The sequence below is a fragment of the Rossellomorea sp. H136 genome (assembly GCF_056838065.1).
In genome coordinates this window covers 4,333,247-4,351,038 of record NZ_CM166371.1, presented here as the reverse complement: position 1 = coordinate 4,351,038, position 17,792 = coordinate 4,333,247, and the positions used below count along the sequence as shown (strand labels likewise).

15 protein-coding genes and 1 riboswitch are annotated in these 17,792 nt (G+C 42.0%); of the genes, 10 read left to right on the top strand and 5 right to left on the bottom strand.

The window, feature by feature from the left end:
* Position 1: 1 nt before the first annotated feature.
* The 5 genes from ACYH0O_RS21940 to cobD all read left to right on the top strand — a co-directional run bounded on the left by ACYH0O_RS21940 (position 2) and on the right by cobD (position 3,944).
* Positions 2 to 562, top strand: coding sequence for a chromate transporter (locus tag ACYH0O_RS21940; RefSeq protein ID WP_482630324.1), 561 nt, complete (start codon positions 2 to 4; stop codon positions 560 to 562).
* Positions 559 to 1,092 (top strand): chromate transporter, encoded by a 534-nt coding sequence (locus ACYH0O_RS21935; RefSeq protein WP_482630323.1) that lies wholly within the window; start codon positions 559 to 561, stop codon positions 1,090 to 1,092. The genes ACYH0O_RS21940 and ACYH0O_RS21935 overlap by 4 nt, the downstream gene beginning before the upstream one ends.
* 158 nt (positions 1,093 to 1,250) lie before the next feature.
* A complete protein-coding gene (locus ACYH0O_RS21930; RefSeq protein WP_482630322.1) occupies positions 1,251 to 1,931 on the top strand; it encodes an adenosylcobinamide amidohydrolase in 681 nt (226 codons plus the stop codon).
* Complete coding sequence (cbiB, locus tag ACYH0O_RS21925; protein WP_482630321.1) at positions 1,931 to 2,911, top strand: adenosylcobinamide-phosphate synthase CbiB; 981 nt, start codon at positions 1,931 to 1,933, stop codon at positions 2,909 to 2,911. The genes ACYH0O_RS21930 and cbiB overlap by 1 nt, the downstream gene beginning before the upstream one ends.
* Entirely contained in the window at positions 2,868 to 3,944 is a 1,077-nt protein-coding gene (gene cobD / locus ACYH0O_RS21920; RefSeq protein ID WP_482630320.1) for a threonine-phosphate decarboxylase CobD, read from the top strand. The genes cbiB and cobD overlap by 44 nt, the downstream gene beginning before the upstream one ends.
* A 322-nt stretch (positions 3,945 to 4,266) precedes the next feature.
* On the opposite strand, the gene ACYH0O_RS21915 is transcribed toward cobD, so the two are convergent.
* From ACYH0O_RS21915 to ACYH0O_RS21900, 4 genes are all read right to left on the bottom strand, one after another.
* Entirely contained in the window at positions 4,267 to 5,502 is a 1,236-nt protein-coding gene (locus ACYH0O_RS21915; protein WP_482630319.1) for a dicarboxylate/amino acid:cation symporter, read from the bottom strand.
* 176 nt (positions 5,503 to 5,678) lie between these two features.
* Positions 5,679 to 7,073, bottom strand: coding sequence for a sensor histidine kinase (locus ACYH0O_RS21910; protein ID WP_482630318.1), 1,395 nt, complete (start codon positions 7,071 to 7,073; stop codon positions 5,679 to 5,681).
* Positions 7,054 to 7,746, bottom strand: coding sequence for a response regulator transcription factor (locus tag ACYH0O_RS21905; protein ID WP_482630317.1), 693 nt, complete (start codon positions 7,744 to 7,746; stop codon positions 7,054 to 7,056). Before ACYH0O_RS21905 ends, ACYH0O_RS21910 begins: the two co-directional genes overlap by 20 nt.
* 23 nt (positions 7,747 to 7,769) lie before the next feature.
* Positions 7,770 to 9,002: a hypothetical protein gene (locus ACYH0O_RS21900; RefSeq protein ID WP_482630316.1), complete on the bottom strand. Its 1,233-nt coding sequence runs from the start codon at positions 9,000 to 9,002 to the stop codon at positions 7,770 to 7,772.
* Between the two features lie 169 nt (positions 9,003 to 9,171).
* On the opposite strand from ACYH0O_RS21900, the gene ACYH0O_RS21895 reads away from it, so the two are divergent.
* Positions 9,172 to 10,110 (top strand): polysaccharide deacetylase family protein, encoded by a 939-nt coding sequence (locus ACYH0O_RS21895; protein ID WP_482630315.1) that lies wholly within the window; start codon positions 9,172 to 9,174, stop codon positions 10,108 to 10,110.
* 52 nt (positions 10,111 to 10,162) lie between these two features.
* Here ACYH0O_RS21895 and ACYH0O_RS21890 read toward each other — a convergent pair whose 3' ends face one another.
* Positions 10,163 to 11,008, bottom strand: a complete 846-nt coding sequence (locus tag ACYH0O_RS21890) for a DUF1206 domain-containing protein (protein ID WP_482630314.1) — start codon at positions 11,006 to 11,008, stop codon at positions 10,163 to 10,165.
* A 734-nt stretch (positions 11,009 to 11,742) separates the two neighbouring features.
* Positions 11,743 to 11,881: riboswitch (cyclic di-AMP (ydaO/yuaA leader) on the top strand.
* Positions 11,882 to 12,123: 242 nt separating this feature from the next.
* Here ACYH0O_RS21890 and ACYH0O_RS21885 point away from each other — a divergent pair.
* From ACYH0O_RS21885 to serC, 4 genes are all read left to right on the top strand, one after another.
* Positions 12,124 to 12,780, top strand: a complete 657-nt coding sequence (locus tag ACYH0O_RS21885; protein WP_324745426.1) for a potassium channel family protein — start codon at positions 12,124 to 12,126, stop codon at positions 12,778 to 12,780.
* A 3-nt stretch (positions 12,781 to 12,783) separates the two neighbouring features.
* Entirely contained in the window at positions 12,784 to 14,106 is a 1,323-nt protein-coding gene (locus tag ACYH0O_RS21880; protein ID WP_482630313.1) for a TrkH family potassium uptake protein, read from the top strand.
* Between the two features lie 695 nt (positions 14,107 to 14,801).
* The gene (locus ACYH0O_RS21875; RefSeq protein WP_482629831.1) at positions 14,802 to 15,917 is read left to right on the top strand and encodes an IS110 family RNA-guided transposase; all 1,116 of its coding nucleotides are present in this window, start codon (positions 14,802 to 14,804) and stop codon (positions 15,915 to 15,917) included.
* Positions 15,918 to 16,711: 794 nt separating this feature from the next.
* The gene (serC, locus tag ACYH0O_RS21870; protein WP_482630312.1) at positions 16,712 to 17,791 is read left to right on the top strand and encodes a 3-phosphoserine/phosphohydroxythreonine transaminase; all 1,080 of its coding nucleotides are present in this window, start codon (positions 16,712 to 16,714) and stop codon (positions 17,789 to 17,791) included.
* Position 17,792: the final 1 nt, after the last annotated feature.

Here is a 17,792-nt window from a genome sequence, read left to right as displayed (position 1 = left end):
CATGAAACAATGGCATTTATTTCTCGCTTTTTTTCGAGTAGGTATGTTGGGATTTGGAGGAGGACCTTCCTCCATTCCTCTTGTTCACAAAGAAGTAGTGGAAAAATATAAATGGATGAACGATGATGATTTCTCCGATGTTTTGGCTCTTGGGAATGCATTGCCTGGTCCGATTGCAACCAAGATGGCGGGGTATATCGGATTTCGGGTCGGTGGCTACTTAGGGATGATTAATGCCGTGTTGGCCACCATCATTCCAACTATTGTTTTGATGGTTTTATTGCTGACTGTTCTAAATACTTATAAAGATAAGAATTGGGTACAGGGGATGGCCAGTGCAGTAGTTCCTGTAGTCGGCGTTATGCTGGGTGTATTAACGTGGGGGTTTGTCAAAAAGTCTCAAAATAGTATGGGCTGGAAAATAACCATCATTCTGCTGGCAGTGAGTGTTCTATTACTTTCCGTCTTAGGAGTTCACCCGGCTATCGTGATTGGTGCTTTACTAGGATTTGCCCTTCTGTCACGAAATCCAGGTCAGGAAAAGCAGGTGAAAGCATCATGATTTATATTCAAATTTTCTTGGCTTTCTTCATTCCCGGAGTATTGGGATATGGAGGGGGGCCGGCATCAATACCATTGGTGGAAAATGAAGTGGTTGATCATTATGAGTGGCTGACGGTAAGTGAGTTCAGTGAAGTTTTGGCGTTAGGAAATGCTTTGCCGGGACCTATAGCTACAAAGATGGCCGGTTATATAGGTTACCAGCAAGGCGGGGTGCCAGGGGCAATAGTCGGTGTGTTTGCAACAGTTGCCCCTTCATTAATCTTAATGATTATGTTACTCGGTTTATTAATGAAAAATAAGGATTCCCCTAGAGTGAAAAAGATGACAAATTTGGTTCGTCCGACAATTGCAGTATTGTTAGGGGTCATGACGATTGGTTTCTTTACCAGTGCTTATGAGGGCATTGGAATTTTTCAAACTGGATTGATTGCAGTGTGCAGTTATTTTCTACTTGAAAAATGGAAAGTGAGTCCAGCATACGTAATAGGTGCTGCATTGCTATATGGGGCATTTTTCCTTGGTGCATAATGTGATGATGAAAGAGCTAACTTCGGAATGAAAGAGTTAGCTCTTTTTGTCGTGTTTTTCATTGGAGAGTGTATTAAGTCAAGATTATGAGATTGGTATTAGAAGGTAAATGACAAAATTGATATAATAGTATAGTTAGTTTAAAGGAGAGGTAACTTATGAAGAGAGAAATCATCAACCACCACTTACTAACCTGCTCCAAGAATCAAATCATCCTCCAATCATCACGCCCACTCAAAACAATATCCTCAGGCGTCACCAATGCCGGAACAGGCTGGTATAAAACGTTTGTTAATCGCCATGTATCAAAAAACTACAATAATGATAACCATCATGAAGAGATGCAAGATTATCTCCAGCAAATAGGTGCAAAAAAAGAAGAAACGGTCGGGATGATGACGGCTGTTCAATTGGAAGATGTGTGCTGGGGGTTTTATGAGGAGGAAACATTTTCTATATTCATTGTCGTTACAGCAGGAGTCGGCAATGCCGTTGATGCAAGTATGAGTGACCGTCATTCGTTTGATCATTCACCCGGTACGATTAACATCTGGGTGTTCATCAATGGGAGAGTATCGGAGGCCGCAAGCATCCAAGGGATTATGACTGCAACAGAAGCCAAGGTGAAAGCACTTGCAGCTCATAATGTGAAAGATCCCGTTACAGGGAGTGGAGCAACGGGTACCTCTACTGACAGTATATTAATCGCGAGCACTGAAGAGGGAGTTCTTCTGGAATACGCAGGAACGATTACCCCCTTGGGAAAAAGGATTAGTAAAGGAGTTTATGAGTGCACCATCCACGCGATTTCCAAGTATAAGAAAAGGGTGGGTACCTGATGATTCATCACTTGTTTGCTATAACAATCGCCTATTTGCTGGACCTATGGATTGGAGATCCGCCCCACTGGCCTCATCCTGTTAAGTGGATGGGAAAGGCGATTTCTCGTTTAGATCGCTGGTTGAATAAAGGAAGGTTTCTAAAAAGGAAAGGTATAGTGATGGTATCGATATTGGTAGTGGCGGCGTTTATTCTTACCTCTTGCCTCATTTGGGCAAGTTATTCTATGCATACAATCTTAGGGATCTTGGTAGAAGCCATCGTCATCACGACGACCATCTCCCAAAAGAGCCTTAGATTGGCTGCTTTAGAAGTATTGCAACCACTTGAAGAAAACGATTTGAAAACAGCAAGGGAAAAGCTTTCATATATCGTGGGCAGAGATACAGAATACTTAAATGAAAGTGAAATTGTAAGAGGGACTGTTGAAACCGTTGCGGAAAATACAAGTGATGGGATAACAGCTCCTTTGTTTTGGGCATTGATTGGCGGTGCCCCTCTAGCCATCGTGTACAGATGTGTGAATACGTGCGATTCTATGGTGGGATACAAGAATAAGAGGTACATAGACTTTGGGTGGGCATCAGCCAAGCTGGATGACGTCCTGAATTGGATTCCGAGTAGAATCACAGGATTCATCTTATTTTTCTGTATACGCCCTGAATATTTCACTTACAAAGAAGGATTTCGAATTCTACTGGAAGATGCCAAGAAACACCCTAGTCCAAACAGCGGCTGGGGAGAAGCGGCAGTGGCGGTGAGTCTAGGGGTTCAACTGGGCGGCCTCAACACGTATAAAGGGATGGTTTCCCATCGAGAAAAAATGGGGAGAAAGGTTTTTGAATTAGAACGGAATCATATCCCTGCAACCATTAGGCGAATGCAGAAAGCATGTTTCGTTTTTATCATGATTCTTTGGATAGGGGGAGTTTTTATTGGAATTACCAGAACATGGATCGAATCCGCAATATACATATAGAGCAATGGATATTTCGATGCCTGATCAAATCGTCGACTTAAGTGCAAATATTAACTCCAGCGGTCCGCCAGATCGTTTAAAAAAGATATGGCAGGATCTATTAGGGGATATCGTGACGTATCCGGATCCTCACTCTGCATCCTTACGAAGAAAAATTGCCCGTAAAGAAGGGGTGGGGGAAGAAGAGATTCTCATAGGGAATGGTGGTGCTGAACTGATCCATCTTATTGGGAGATGGATGGCCCACTCGAATGTTCTCATCATTCATCCCACCTTTTCAGAATACGAGAAGGCTTGTCAAATCAATGACTGCACCATTCATCACCTACTTCTGGAAGAGGACGACTGGGATCTTGATTCAAAAAAGTTGGCAGCGTATCTTTCAAAGGTGGATGCTGTCTTTTTATGTAATCCGACCAATCCGACTGGTGTGTTATATTCAGCTTCAAAGATAAAAGAGATTGTTAAGGAAGCTCATAAAGAACATTGTTATGTGATTGTGGATGAAGCATTTTATGATTTTCCTTTGGAAGAGGTGACGGCAGCCCATCTGGTAAAGGAATACTCAAATCTAATGGTGTTAAGAAGCATGACGAAAATGTTTAGCATTCCTGGGATCCGCTTGGGTTTTCTAATGGCTGGTGAGACAGTCGTGAAGGAACTGGGAAACTATCAAGTTCATTGGAGTGTGAACGGAATCGCTCAAAAAGTAGGGGAAACACTCTTAGAGGACACAGATTTCATTCAACATACTCAATACATGGTGAAAAGGGAGAGGGAGAAGCTGTTTGCATTTTTCGACCAATCCCAATTTGACTACTCACCAAGTCAGACGAACTTTTATCTCTTAAAGGATCCAGATCTTAACGATCAAACCGAGTTATTTCGTTTTCTGTTGGAGAATGGTATTGTGAGCCGCCATACCCATAATTTCAAAGGGTTGGATGGAAGGTGGTTAAGGTTTGCCGTTAAGGGAGAAAAAGAGCACGGGAAATTAATGGCCGTCTTAATGGAATGGAAATCCCGTCCTTAAATAAAGAGGCTGGGACTAAAAAACCACGATAAAAAGACGAACAATGGAAGTGTAGGTTCTTCATACCGCTAATGATTTCCGTGCAAGACTACGCTTTCCGCGGGTAGCCCGTGAGCCTCCTCGGCAAGCCTGCGGGGTCTCACATAAGCTACTCTTCCCGCAGGAGTCTTCGTCTTGCACTCCAATCAACCGCTGGAAACAGCTAAAATCAAATTTCGAAAATAAATAATAAACCCGAACAAATCTGCACACAAAGAAGCAGGTTTGTTCGGGTTTGACGTAGGCTAAAAAACTTATGTCCCAGCCTCTATTTATTCGATATTTATACGGAAGCGGCTTCCTGATTGTCTCCATTTTCCGTCTTATCAATAATCGACGTACCAACCAAATCTCCCGTCACATTAAGAGCCGTACAACCCATTCCAACTAGGGCATCAATCGCCGTTAGCAGAGCGACGGTTTCCATCGGTAACCCGAGCTGGGCGAAAACAGTGGCAATCATGATGATACCTGCACCGGGAACACCGGCTGTTCCAATTGAAGCCAGAGTTCCTACGAGGACAACGACCAGCATATCAGTCAGGCTTAATGGGTTACCGATTACGTTAGCAGCGAAAACAGACGAAACGGCGATCCGGATCGCAGCGCCATCCATATTGATCGTGGCACCAAGTGGTAAGCTGAATCCATATAAGCTTTTAGGCAGACCAAGATTTTTTGCGGCGTTTAATGTTAGAGGCAGGGTACCCGAGCTGCTCTGGGTCACAAATGCTGTGATCATCGGTGTCCGTGCCTGGGCAAAGAACCTGCCGGGACTAATCTTGAATATGAGCAAGGCGACAATATAGATGGCAATTTGGACAAACAATGCAAGGTAAAGCACCAAAATCATATTTCCTAATGATAACAATGTGTCTAACCCCTGTTTTCCGACAGTAACTGCCATGATCGCAAAGATACCGATCGGGACATATTGAAGGATTACCTTCATGATGGCTAAGGTCGCTTCGTTTAATCCGTTCACGACTTTATAGACCTGTTCACCCAGTTCGTGATGTTCCATTGATGATCTTAAATAGGATATGGAAATACCAAACACAAGGGCGGTAAAGATGATTCCCAGAAGGTTCATTTCCGTGAACGCAGTGACGATATTCTCCGGAATGATGTTCAGAAGTACACTGGTCACCCCCGGATTTTCCGGTACTTCGAATTCCTCCGTCGTATCGAGGGTCATGCCTGTTCCCGGGTTGAAAATACTTGCAACGGCAATTCCTACCACAATCGCTAATGCTGATGAGAATAAATAAAATAAGAACGTTTTTCCACCCATTCGGCTGAGTTTGCTAACATTGGTCTGATTCACGCCGACCATCAATGTAAACAGGATAAGAGGGATGATAAGAAATTTCAGCAAGCGAATCAATATATCGCCAAGGGGGGAAAGGGCTGATGCATCCTTTCCGAATATCAATCCGACCGCAATCCCAAGTACAAGAGCGACGGTTATTTTCACAATAAGTGATGTATTTAGATACCCTCTCCAAAGAGATTTCATTGTAGCCCTTCCTTCTAATTAGTTGTAGATTTCCCAAAATATCTAAGCATACATATTCATAATTCTTATAGGTTTAGTGAGGATTTATTGTCATAAGATACAACAGAATAAAAGGAGTGTCAAAATTCATGCCTGATCCATACAAAAAAAGAGCCTGGATTCAAAATCCAAGCTCTTTAAGAAAGTAAGGGAAGGGTGAAACCGGCAGTTGTACCTGAACCCTTTTCACTTTTTACAAACAATTTTCCATGGTGCAATTCAATGATGTTTTTACAGATGGCTAGTCCTAACCCTAACCCATCTGAATTCTCCTTCTCCTTATAGAATAAGGTGGCAATATGCTGCAGGTGTTCTGGGTCGATTCCCTGCCCCTCATCTTCTATTTCAAAGGTAAAACGGGAATTCATCTTGTTATAACGTATGAAAACCGTTGAATCCGGGTCGGAGTACTTAATTGCGTTATCTAGTAGATTGATCAACACTTGTCGAATACGATTCTCATCAGCAAATAGATCCATGGTCTCTTCGCTTTCCAACATAATGGATATTCCTTTTTCTTTCCGTTTTTGATCCAGCTGAAGAATGACTTCATTGACTGTACGGTTGAAAGAAAAGGTAGTGGGGTGAGTCGTAAATGATCCATTTGAAAATCGCGAAAAGTCCAATAGCTCCTCTACAAGTCCAATCAAACGATTCGTTTCGTTCGAAATGATGTTCAATCCCGTTTTGTTTTCCTGCACATTTTGTAAATCACCCGTCAGCAATGTTTCGCTCCATCCTTTAATACTCGTAAGGGGAGTGCGAAGTTCATGGGAAACGGAAGAGATGAACTCATTCTTCATTTTCTCCGTTTTAAGCAGTTCCCTCGCCATGTCATTAAAGGACGTACTCAAGGTTTGGAATTCGTCCTTGTATTGTCCGACAATTCTTGTTTCCAATGCTCCTTTAGCAAGCTTCTGTGATGCTTCGGTCAGTTCAATCACAGGTGTCGTTAAATTACGGGCAAAAAATGTACTCACCATAAAAACGATAAGCAAAATAACCAGTCCAATTAAAAATAAAGAAAGCAAGATCGTTCGGAAACTGTTATCCAGTGATTCCAGGGATGTAATAAACCGGATCAATCCAATGGTGTTATTCTCTCCATTTAACGGTACAGAGACAGCCAAAATATGCTCACCTGTTTTGGGGTGGTTGCCAATCCAGGTTCCGCTGCCATTTCGAAATGCCTCCTCAATATCCTTGAAGTCAGGCTTTTGATCCGGAATAAAGCCAGTCGAAGAGGATAATATGTCTCCATTGGCATTCAATATTTGTGTTTCGGCTTGAGGGATGGAGAAGTTATTCTGGAGATTGGCCAATTCATTCCTTAAGGTAAATGAATGAAGGTTCATATACTTATTGGCAAACTGTGACGAGTTAACAGCATGATTCTTCAGCATATCTATTGTACCGTTGTAGTAATAAGAATAGATTCCGGAAACGAGAATGCCTAAAAATAAAAGAATAGTTAAGGTGATAATGGACACGTTCTGAATGAGTAATCTTTTTTTAATTCCCATTTTCATCATTCCAGCGATATCCATATCCCCAAACCGTCAGGATATAGTGAGGATGGGAAGGATCTTCTTCAATTTTTTGACGGATTCGTCGAATATTCACATCCACAATTTTCGGGTCACCTGCGTATTGGAGTCCCCATACTTCATCTAACAGATCATTTCGAGAGATCGCTTCTCCTTTTGCCTTAAATATGATGCTGAGTAATTCGTACTCTATCGGGGAAAGGTCAATCTTCTTTCCTTGAACGAATAGAAGTCTCTTCTGTTCGTCTAACGTGATGGGGGATTGGTTATCCTCATTGACCTGATGGACATTCATTCTTCTCAGTAATGCTTCAATTCGAGCGATGAGCTCATTCGGACTGAATGGTTTCGGGATATAATCATCTGCCCCGTTCATCAATCCGTGTACCTTATCCATTTCTTGTACTTTAGCCGTCAACATGATGATTCCAATGGATGGATTCCAATTTCTGATTTCTTTGCATGCTTCAAATCCGTTCATACCAGGAAGCATGACATCGAGTAAGACAATATCGACTGTAGGTTGGGCTTTCTTAACCAGGTCAATTCCATCCTCCGCGCTACCAGCTTGCAAGACAGCGTATCCGTATCGCATTAAGTTAATCTCGATAAAGCCACGGATGGGTTCTTCATCTTCAATAATCAAAATGTGCTTCATCCATCTACACCTCCATTTTCTCATCAGATAGGCTGGAAGAGACGCTTGCCTATTGCCGCTGAGTATTTTGTTACATATGTGAATTGATTGGTTTCATATAATAGATTCCACCCTTTTGGCAGTGATTGACCTTTGTCAATCACGTATACATCAAAAATCACGCTGCCATCTTTCAAGGAAAGGAATTCCACATAACGTCCGTCTTCTGATTCCTTCACTTCTATAGAAGGCCATTCCTGTGGAATCTCGAGCCTATATAAATAATCTGTATTGTCGTAGTATCGATGAATGAGCTCTGCTTGTTTTTGATCGCTGAGCTGATAATACTCATTGATGAATGGCATCTCAGAATAGGCAAGATTATCATCGCTTGCCTCTTTTTGCAGAGTGAATTCAAGGATACCATCTCCGTTCGAATCTTCACTATTCACGGCGTATGCCCTGAAAAGCTCTTCCTCCCTTATGTTTTCCGGTAAAACATTCATCAATTGCTCGTTCTCTACACCAATAATGAATGACGTAGATGAATGAGCACCTACACCTGCATCGAGTATCGCTCCCTTTAAAGAAGGGGCGATGGAACCGGCTAAAGAATGGTAGTAAGGGTAAACATATGGATCTAACTTCAGCTCATCTAATACGTTCATTTTATGATTGCTGAATTGATAAAGACGAACAGAATGAGACTGGTTGGGAACAAGTGAGGCAAGGAGGATTTCCCCTTGACCATCCTTAGTGAAGTTTCCTGAAAAAAACGCACTATATTGGGATTCCAACAGCTTCTTCGGTTTATCTTTAGATAGATCATACACGATCAGTGCTTTGTCAGAAGCTTCTTCTGAGAAGGAGAACCCAACCAGTATTTCTTTGTATCCATCCTGGTTAAAGTCCAGAAATTCTACTTTATGAAGTTCCCTTCCAAGATCCTTCAATTTCATTGTTTCCTTCCATTCCCCTTTTTCCTTCTTTAGAACAATGGCTTCCATTTGAGAGGTTTGATCGGGTAGTCTATAGAATACGATCAATTCGTTCGTTTGATCGTGATCCAAATCTGCTTCTATCATTTTGTTTGCTTGTTTGTCTTCAATCGGTGAAACCCATTCCGCTTGTGACGGAACATATTTTCCGATCGCTTGTTTCACTTCCTGCTGTTTAACCGGAAGTTCAGGTGGTTTAAGTAACGATGTATTGGATTGGAATAAAGAGCAAGCCGTACACATCGAAAGACAAACCATTAGGAAGAAAATCTTCTTCAATTGATCATCACATCCTGCCTAGAGCTTTCACTAGTATAGTGTAAACCCAATCGACAAAAGTAACAAAAAAGTTACAAAAGTCTCCCTTACTTTGTAACCGGGAAGTAACCTTTTCCATCGTCTATGACCCTATCATTAAAGGTAACAAGAAAGTAGAAAGGTGATCGACATGGGGAGACAACGGAAAAAAAGAAAATGGATCAAACCCATTGAGTTGGGGGGACTGGCAGGAGTGATCGTGTTATTACTCATTCTTTCAACTTCGTGGGTATTGGACATTGGGGAAGCGAAGAATACAAAGGAAACAACCACTCAGCCAAAGGTAGTCAAGGAAGAACCTTCTGAAGAAGAGGAAGGCGAATTTGGACAACCTGAAGTCGGGGTTGAGGAACATGACAGCAATACTCAAGCAGAGGAACAAGAGACTAATTCCAGTGAAGCGGTGATTGTAGAAGACGACAAGTCTAATGAGGAGAATCCGAGCAATGTGAATAAACAAGGGACCTTTGAGGATGAAAAGACGGTCTACATCACATTCGATGATGGTCCGAATGAAAATACGGAAGCGATTCTTAAAGTGCTTAATCAATATGGTGCAAAAGCGAGCTTCTTTATGCTGGAACCGAATATGAAAAAACATAGTGAGGCCGTCCGACAAATGGTGGAAGAAGGGCATAGTGTCGGGTTGCATGGTGTCACCCATGATGTATCCGAAGTCTACCAATCTAGTGAATCGGTTGTAGGGGAGATGTTGACGGCCCAATCTACGTTAGAGTCCATTACGGGTATTCGCAGCGAGCTGATTCGCGTTCCTTATGGGTCCGTACCCAATATGAAGCCGGAATATTTGAAGGCAGTAAAGAGAGAGGGATTTAGTTTATGGGATTGGAATGTGGATAGTGAAGATTGGAAATATCATAGTGGGGAGTATGTTCAGAATGTCATGGATCAGTTAGCTTCTTATTCATATGAAAACCAGCCAAAAGTCATTCTTATTCATGAAAAACCTACGACACTCGCTTATTTAGATTCTTTACTTAAGAAGTTGACTGATCAAGGATATAATATGAAGACTTTAACAGAAGAAATGGATCCAGTTACATTTTAACAGTGGTGCCAGAAGAAAAAAGGAGCTGCCCTTTGGCTGCTCCTTTTCATTCTTAATACATGCTCATATGACGGTTTTTACCTGTTAAAATTTGAAATACGCCATATAGTACCAATCCTGCCGCTACAATTCCCAGAAGCCATTGACCATAAGGTTGTTGGGCTATCTTGGAAAGTGCTCCATCCAATCCTTGTGTTTTATCCGGGTCGGCTGTGATCGCAGTTTGAATAAAGAAATAACCGATCAGTAAAAAGACGATGCCCCGGGAATATAACCCTAGCCTGCCTGTCTTTCTTCCCAATTCCCATTCTTTCTCGGACATTTCATGCCTTTTGAATTTGTTCGTGTATTTTTCAGTATAAGCATTATGAATTTCATAAAGTGCATATCCAATAATGATAAGTCCGACAATTCCTACAACCCATTGACCAAAGGGCTGAGACAATAACTTAGCAGATAAGGTTTGCTTAGATCCCGAACCGGAGTTTTTGGCATGCATCGCAATGGCGAAAGCATTATAAGTCAAAGAAGCGTAAGCAATGCCGGTGATCAGATTAGCGAGTCTTCTAAACATTGATTTCCCGTCATTATTCACGTGTTCCGGATCTTTTACCACTTGAATGAGGTGCCAAAGAACAATTCCGATCAGGCCGAGACCTAATAGCCAGAGAAGGACTTCCCCAAAGGGTTTGCTTGCCACTGCTGAAAAGGCACCACTCGAGTCCGAAGTGCTTCCTCCTATTCCGAGTGCTGCCATAATGGCTAATGCGCCAATAAGCATATAAACAATCCCTCTTGAAATAAATCCAATCCGTGCAAACCCTCTAATCCATGGTTTTATATCATTTGATGAAACAGATGAACTGTTTGATTTTGTAATGGATGAAACTCCTGACATATACACTTCTTCCCTTCTGGTTCTATTTTCGTAATACTTATGTATGCTATTCCCCTGATGTAGAAAAGAGAAACCTTTTTAACGAACAGTAAATGCTGGATGGATTGATTTAATTTTACCTTATTTTCTTTTGAAAAATTGTTCTTTACTCAAAGAATGTTGTTTTTAACAAATGGTCCGCTTTGGCTGTGTCAATCAGAATGTGCTGGGTGGTGAGGGGAACTGCTTCGCTTGCAGCTAGCGTTCGGCTGAGCCTTCCTAACTTCGCTTCCGGGGTCTCGGCACGCCCGTACTTCCGCAGGAGTCTACGCAGTTCCCCTCACCATCTTTAAGAGATTTTCGTGACAGAGCTATAAGGTGTTAAAGGAAATCTAATACAAAACAAAATTGGTCTTTTTTAAAAAGAAAATAATCTCTCCTCATTTTAAATGAGGTTGTTTGCTGAAATTCTAGTATTTATTCATTTCTTTTAAAGATACATGCATGCTCAGAAAGTTGATTGGAGCGGAAGGTGCTCGACTCCTGCGGGAATGGCGGGAAAGTTGAGACCCCACAGGGCAAAGCCCGAGGAGGCTCAACTCACGCCCCGCGGAAAGGCGAGCACCTGGAGCGGAAATCAACCACTCCTCGCTTTTTTAAAAGCAACAAACTTTAGGAAAAGAGCCTAAAAAATTTTACAAAAAACCTATTTACAACGAATTAGGAGAGGAGTAATATATCTATCATCAAATGAATATTCTTTATCGCTTAATTCATTTTTGAAGCGGGGGACCCGAGTGTTTTAAAGGGGTGAATCCTTTCTTTTGAAAGGTAGGGCTACTTCCATAACCCGAATCCGTCAGCTAACCTCGTAAGCGTAATGGGAGAGGATGATACTTGTGATCGATTATGGATGACCACAGGCTTAGTTCCTGCTGGTCTTTTTGCGTTGTTTAGATGTCTGTCCTTGGAGGCTGGGGTCCAGAGGTCATGAGTCAAACCTGGCAAAAAGGAAAAGGAATCCTTCCGTCGGGTTCGTCTTATGTTGCTGCTTCTGTTCTAGCCGCATGGGCTTTTGATGTAATGAAGAAGTACTAGATGGTTAAGCTATTAAAAAGGTTTTGGAGGATTTCATCATGAAAAAGCAGTTTGCAGTTATTGGATTAGGGAGATTTGGAGGGAATCTGGTTCAGGAATTGGCTGATCTGGATGTTGAAGTGTTAGCCATTGATATTCATCACGATGTCGTCCAGCATTATATAGACATTGCCACGCATGCCGTGCAGGCGAATGCCATGGATGAATCTGTATTGAAATCCCTTGGTCTCAGAAACTTTGATCACGTGATCGTGTCCTTTGGGGATAATATAGAAGCAAGTATTCTTACCACCTTACTTTTAAAAGAATTAGGGGTTAAAGAAGTATGGGTCAAAGCTTCGAACTCCTATCATCAGAAGGTGTTGGACCGGATCGGGGCAGATAAAGTCATTCACCCGGAACGTGACATGGCGCGAAGAATCGCCCACCACATTACATCAGAAAAGATCATTGATTATATAGAGCTTTCGAAGGAGCACAGCATTGTAGAAGTGCGTGCGTCTAAAAAAGTCGCGGGCAAAACGTTAATTGATCTCGATGTCCGGGCGAAATTCGGTTGTAATATCATTGCCATTCACCGCGGGGAGGAAGTCATTGTATCTCCTTCTGCCGATGAAGTCATAAAAATTGAAGATTTATTGATCGTCATTGGACATAACAGGGATATCAATCGATTTGAAAAAGAAGGTGTATAACCTATGAAACATAGGGTGATCCGGTTAAGCCCTCCTCAACTTCTTGTTGTGACATTTCTATTCTTTATCATAGTAGGAATGGGTTTGCTTAAGCTGCCGTTTGCCACCACAGAATCGATTACATGGCTTGATGCCTTGTTCACGACGACTTCCGCTATGACGGTCACGGGGCTTGCGGTCGTTGATACGGGAGGGTCCTTCACTCTTTTTGGTGAAGTGGTCATTATGAGTCTGATCCAAATCGGGGGACTGGGTATCATGTCCTTTGCTGTCTTGATCTTTATGATGCTTGGAAAGAAAATCGGATTTAAAGAACGACTTCTTCTTCAACAGGCATTAAATCAGACGTCTGTAGGAGGAGTCATCAAGCTTGTAAAATATTTATTTATCTTTTCTTTCCTTGTTGAAGGTTTCGCCGTTCTTTTATTGGCGTCAGAATGGGTTCCTGAATTCGGTTGGAGAAGAGGGCTTTACGTCAGTATATTTCATTCTATTTCCGCGTTTAATAATGCAGGATTCTCTCTTTGGTCCGATAGTTTAATGGGTTATGTGGGAAGTCCCATCGTCAATATCACGATTTCGTTTCTGTTTATTGTAGGTGGGATCGGATTCACCGTTTTAGTGGACTTATGGAAATCAAAAACGATTCGAAAACTGTCACTCCATACGAAAATCATGGTAGTTGGGACATTTGTTATCAATATATTCGCTTTTATGATGATTTTCATCCTGGAGTATAATAACCCGAACACACTGGCTCAGTTACCATTCCTTGATAAACTATTCGCTTCTTATTTTCAAGCAGTCACCCCCCGCACGGCTGGTTTTAACTCACTTGATTACGGAAGCATGGAACGTTCAACATTGCTGCTCACGATTCTTTTGATGTTCATCGGGGCCGGGAGTGCTTCAACGGGTGGAGGAATCAAGCTGACCACCTTTGTCGTGATTTCATTGAGTGTGTTTGCTTTCTTAAAGGAGAAAAGAGAGATTCGTATTTTCCGTCGTACGATTGATCAAAACTATATTTTTAAAGCTTTGGCTGTGTCGATGATCAGTGTGCTCCTTGTTTTTACGGCTCTGTTTTTCCTTGATATGACAGAAAAGAATGCTTCTTTCCTGGCTATTCTCTTTGAAGTGGTATCAGCCTTCGGAACGGTAGGCTTGTCCATGGGGATTACCGGCTCTCTGACAGCGATAGGTAAATGGATCATTATCATCGTGATGTTTGTCGGGAAACTGGGCCCACTTACACTGGCTTTCTCTCTATCAAGACCGGACAAAGAAAAGATCCGCTATCCAAAAGAAGATATATTAACAGGTTAACACTCAACCAACCGGCTCACTTCATTTTGCCCTTCGCGGGTAAGTGGGGGAGCCGGTTTTTTATTGTTTTTAGGCTCTTTTCGTGAAGTTTGATGAATATAATTGAATCTGCCAGGGCTCTGTCAATGAATGTGTGCTGGATGGTGAGGGGGACCGCTCCGCTTGCAGCTAGCGTTCGGCCGAGCCTCCTCAGCTTAGCCGAACGGGGTCTCGGCACGCCCGAAATCCGCAGGAGTCTACGCAGTTCCCCTTACCATCTATAAAAAAATTCATGACAAAGCTTAATATAGAAAACGGACTACTGCTCACTTTAAATGAGTTTATTTTCGGTGGGAGCATTGTTTGGTCCATTTAAAAGATAGTTTAATGATCCTTCGATTCATGAGTAAACATAAAATTTTCTTTTACTCCTTTGTAGATATTTTTTTGGAAAAAAAACGCTCAACATTTCTACAATAGGAGCTTTTTGTATTGTCTATATGTCATTAGGAGAAGCACAGAGTGGATTGTAGCGGAAGGCACTTAACTCCTGCGGGAAATAGAGGAAAGGTCGAGAACCCACAGACGGAACGTCGAGTTATCATGAACGAAAACTAGCTCCTTACTCGTAACATCGTAGGTTAATTTGGTTAGACTGTTTCTGAAGTAAAAACAAAAACCAAATCAGAGCTACATTACGGAAGGAGCTAGTTACTATGAAGGATACCATAAAATACGTTGGTTTAGACGTATCCAAAGAAAAAATTGCTGTCGCGATAGCGGATGAAGGACGACAAGAACCGAGATACTGGGGAATGATTCCTCATACCCCGGAAGCTGTGAAGAAATTGATAAAGAAAATAGGAAGTTCAGAGACAGTGCGAGTGTGTTATGAAGCAGGGCCGACAGGTTATTCCTTATATCGATTATTTCTAACCTTAGGGATTTACTGTGAGGTCATTGCCCCATCTCTTATTCCTCAAAGACCAGGAGAGCGCATAAAAACAGATCGTAGAGACTCTATTCGGCTCGCACAGTTGTTCCGAGCCGGTGAATTAACATCTATTTATATACCGACACAAGAAGATGAGGCACTGCGGGATCTTGTCAGATGTCGAGAAGACGCAAAGGAAGATGAGTTAAGGTCCAAACACCGCTTAAGTAAATTTTTACTACGAAATAATATCAATCCTCCTTCAGGAGTGAGAAAATGGACAGTAAAATATATGCAGTGGCTGGATACATTAAAATTTGAAAATCCTCATTTACGGGTGGTGTTTCAAGAATATTATCACCAACTGAAAGAGTTGGGACAAAGGGTCCTACGATTAGAAGAAGAAATAAGAACCTATGCGAATGAAGGAATCCAGGCGCCGAAAATACAAGCACTTCAAGCACTAAGAGGAGTTGCGCTTGTCACAGCGACAAGTATTGTAGCTGAAGTCGGATCTTTCAAACGTTTTTCTACCCCTCGCGAATTTATGGCCTACGTTGGATTAATTCCTAGTGAATATTCTAGTGGAGAGAGGCGCATGCAAGGGAACATTACCAAAACAGGCAATCGACACGTTCGAAGGTTGTTGGTGGAATCAGCTTGGAGCTATCGATATCAACCAGCAGTCAAGGGCGAATTAAAACGAAGACAGAGTGGCCAATCCCCTACCATTCAAGCGATCTCTTGGAAAGCACAAAATCGACTTCATAAGAAGTATTATCGTTTATTATCCAGAGGGAAAGAAGGAGGTAAAGCCATAACGGCTGTAGCCAGAGAATTGGCAGGTTTTATTTGGGCAGTGATGCAAGAAGTAGAAGAAACACCGAAAACAAATTAAAGAACGTATTCCCGTAGCTCGAAGAGTAAGGTAACCCCTTAGAAGAATGAGAATAGGGCTCGAAGGCAAAGAGAAAAACCGGAAAGGAAAACCCACGTGGCCTCCTCTGTGCTATATCTATTTAGATTAACGCACGACCCGAGTTAGTGGATCAGTCCTTTATACGGAAAGATAAAATGTGAAAACCCACGAATATCAGAGTGCTAACCGCAGTAGAATTTTTGCCTTCGTGCCGTGTTCTTACCTTCTATTCTAAAAAAAGTAAGGAGGAAAAATTCATTTTCTTTAGCTCAATAAGTATCTCACCTCATCAAATAGCTATCAAGAAGATCACTTGACAGCTATTTGATGAGGTGAGAAGTGGTCAGTAAGCTAAAGAAGGAAAAAGTCTAGCCAGTAATGGCTTTAACGCAACATATAGAGAAGAAGCGAAAGGAGCTTCTCTTCTTAAAGTTGCCTCCAAATCGATGTAGGATATGAGTATTGACAGTTTCGTTCATATCAGGAGGCTCGACTTCCTCCCCGCGGAAAGGAAGTGCCTGGAGCGGAAAGGAACGGTCCATGTTTTCGCACTACTACTCATCCAAAACAAAAATTCACTTTTGGGAAGTTATGCAAAGCCACAATGTTTATGAAAAGAGCCTTTTTTAAAAACGACAAAGAATCAATCCATAACCACGCATGAGTCTAAAAACGTTTATGTTAAGCGTTTTCATCATTCGTTTTTGATATTGACTAAACGACTGTGCGCGATTATACTGTTGAAAAATTCTGAACTTTAGGCGGTGCTGTTGTTGAAGCGTGTGTATAATTTTTCTGCTGGTCCTGCGGTGTTACCTGAGCCTGTTCTAAAAAAGGTTCAAGGCGAATTATTGAACTATCAAGAAACGGGCATGTCTGTAATGGAATTAAGTCATCGATCTGCCCCTTTCCAAAATATAATAGGAGAAGCTCAAGGTTTATTGCGTGAACTGCTCTCGATTCCAGATGATTACCATGTCGTGTTTATGCAAGGAGGAGCATCCCTGCAATTTTCCATGCTTCCTCTAAACTTACTGGGTTCAGATCAAGAAGCTGACTATGTCCTGACAGGCAGCTGGTCAAAGAAAGCTGTCAAAGAAGCAGAAAAGGTTGGGAATGTCCGTACTTTATCACCTCAAGAAAAGTTTGAGATCCCTGCTTATACACCAGAAGATTTCTCAACACAGTCAAGCTACGTACATATTACCTCCAACAATACAATTGAAGGAACACGTTACACTAAATGGCCTGAAACAGGAGGCATTCCACTTATAGCCGATATGTCCTCCCATATCCTTTCGGAGAAAATAGACGTTTCCTCCTTTGGGATGATCTATGCAGGTGCTCAAAAGAATCTGGGTCCTTCTGGTGTAACGGTGGCGATCATTCATGAAAGTCTGGTTGGTCAAGCATCGAATGCGTGTCCAACGATGTTGGATTACGAAACATATGTAAAGCATGATTCCCTCTTTAACACGCCCCCAACCTTCTCTATATACGTATTAAAACTTGTACTGGAGTGGGTGAAGGAAAATGGTGGAGTGGAAGGGATGCAGGCTGAAAATGAGAGGAAGGCCGGTCTCCTATACACCTGTATAGACGGATCATCTTTATTCCACAACCCTGTCCCGGAAAAAAATCGCTCCTTAATGAACATTCCTTTTTCAACACGTGATGAGGAGCTGGACTCCCGGTTTCTAAAAGAAGCCAAGGCAGAAGGGTTTGAATTTTTAAAAGGACACCGTTCTGTTGGTGGAATGCGAGCGAGTCTATATAATGCCATGCCGCTACGAGGAGTGGAAGCACTGGTCGATTTCATGAAAAAATTTGAGTCTGAGCAAGGAGGATTATAAG

Excerpts from the sequence above, each read along its gene's own strand:
- ACYH0O_RS21940 (WP_482630324.1), top strand. The coding sequence starts at position 2 with ATGAAACAATGGCATTTATTTCTCGCTTTTTTTCGAGTAGGTATGTTG.
- ACYH0O_RS21935 (WP_482630323.1), top strand. The coding sequence starts at position 559 with ATGATTTATATTCAAATTTTCTTGGCTTTCTTCATTCCCGGAGTATTG.
- ACYH0O_RS21930 (WP_482630322.1), top strand. The coding sequence starts at position 1,251 with ATGAAGAGAGAAATCATCAACCACCACTTACTAACCTGCTCCAAGAAT.
- cbiB (WP_482630321.1), top strand. The coding sequence starts at position 1,931 with ATGATTCATCACTTGTTTGCTATAACAATCGCCTATTTGCTGGACCTA.
- ACYH0O_RS21915 (WP_482630319.1), bottom strand. The coding sequence starts at position 5,502 with ATGAAATCTCTTTGGAGAGGGTATCTAAATACATCACTTATTGTGAAA.
- ACYH0O_RS21910 (WP_482630318.1), bottom strand. The coding sequence starts at position 7,073 with ATGATGAAAATGGGAATTAAAAAAAGATTACTCATTCAGAACGTGTCC.
- ACYH0O_RS21905 (WP_482630317.1), bottom strand. The coding sequence starts at position 7,746 with ATGAAGCACATTTTGATTATTGAAGATGAAGAACCCATCCGTGGCTTT.
- ACYH0O_RS21895 (WP_482630315.1), top strand. The coding sequence starts at position 9,172 with ATGGGGAGACAACGGAAAAAAAGAAAATGGATCAAACCCATTGAGTTG.
- ACYH0O_RS21890 (WP_482630314.1), bottom strand. The coding sequence starts at position 11,008 with ATGTCAGGAGTTTCATCCATTACAAAATCAAACAGTTCATCTGTTTCA.
- ACYH0O_RS21885 (WP_324745426.1), top strand. The coding sequence starts at position 12,124 with ATGAAAAAGCAGTTTGCAGTTATTGGATTAGGGAGATTTGGAGGGAAT.
- ACYH0O_RS21880 (WP_482630313.1), top strand. The coding sequence starts at position 12,784 with ATGAAACATAGGGTGATCCGGTTAAGCCCTCCTCAACTTCTTGTTGTG.
- ACYH0O_RS21875 (WP_482629831.1), top strand. The coding sequence starts at position 14,802 with ATGAAGGATACCATAAAATACGTTGGTTTAGACGTATCCAAAGAAAAA.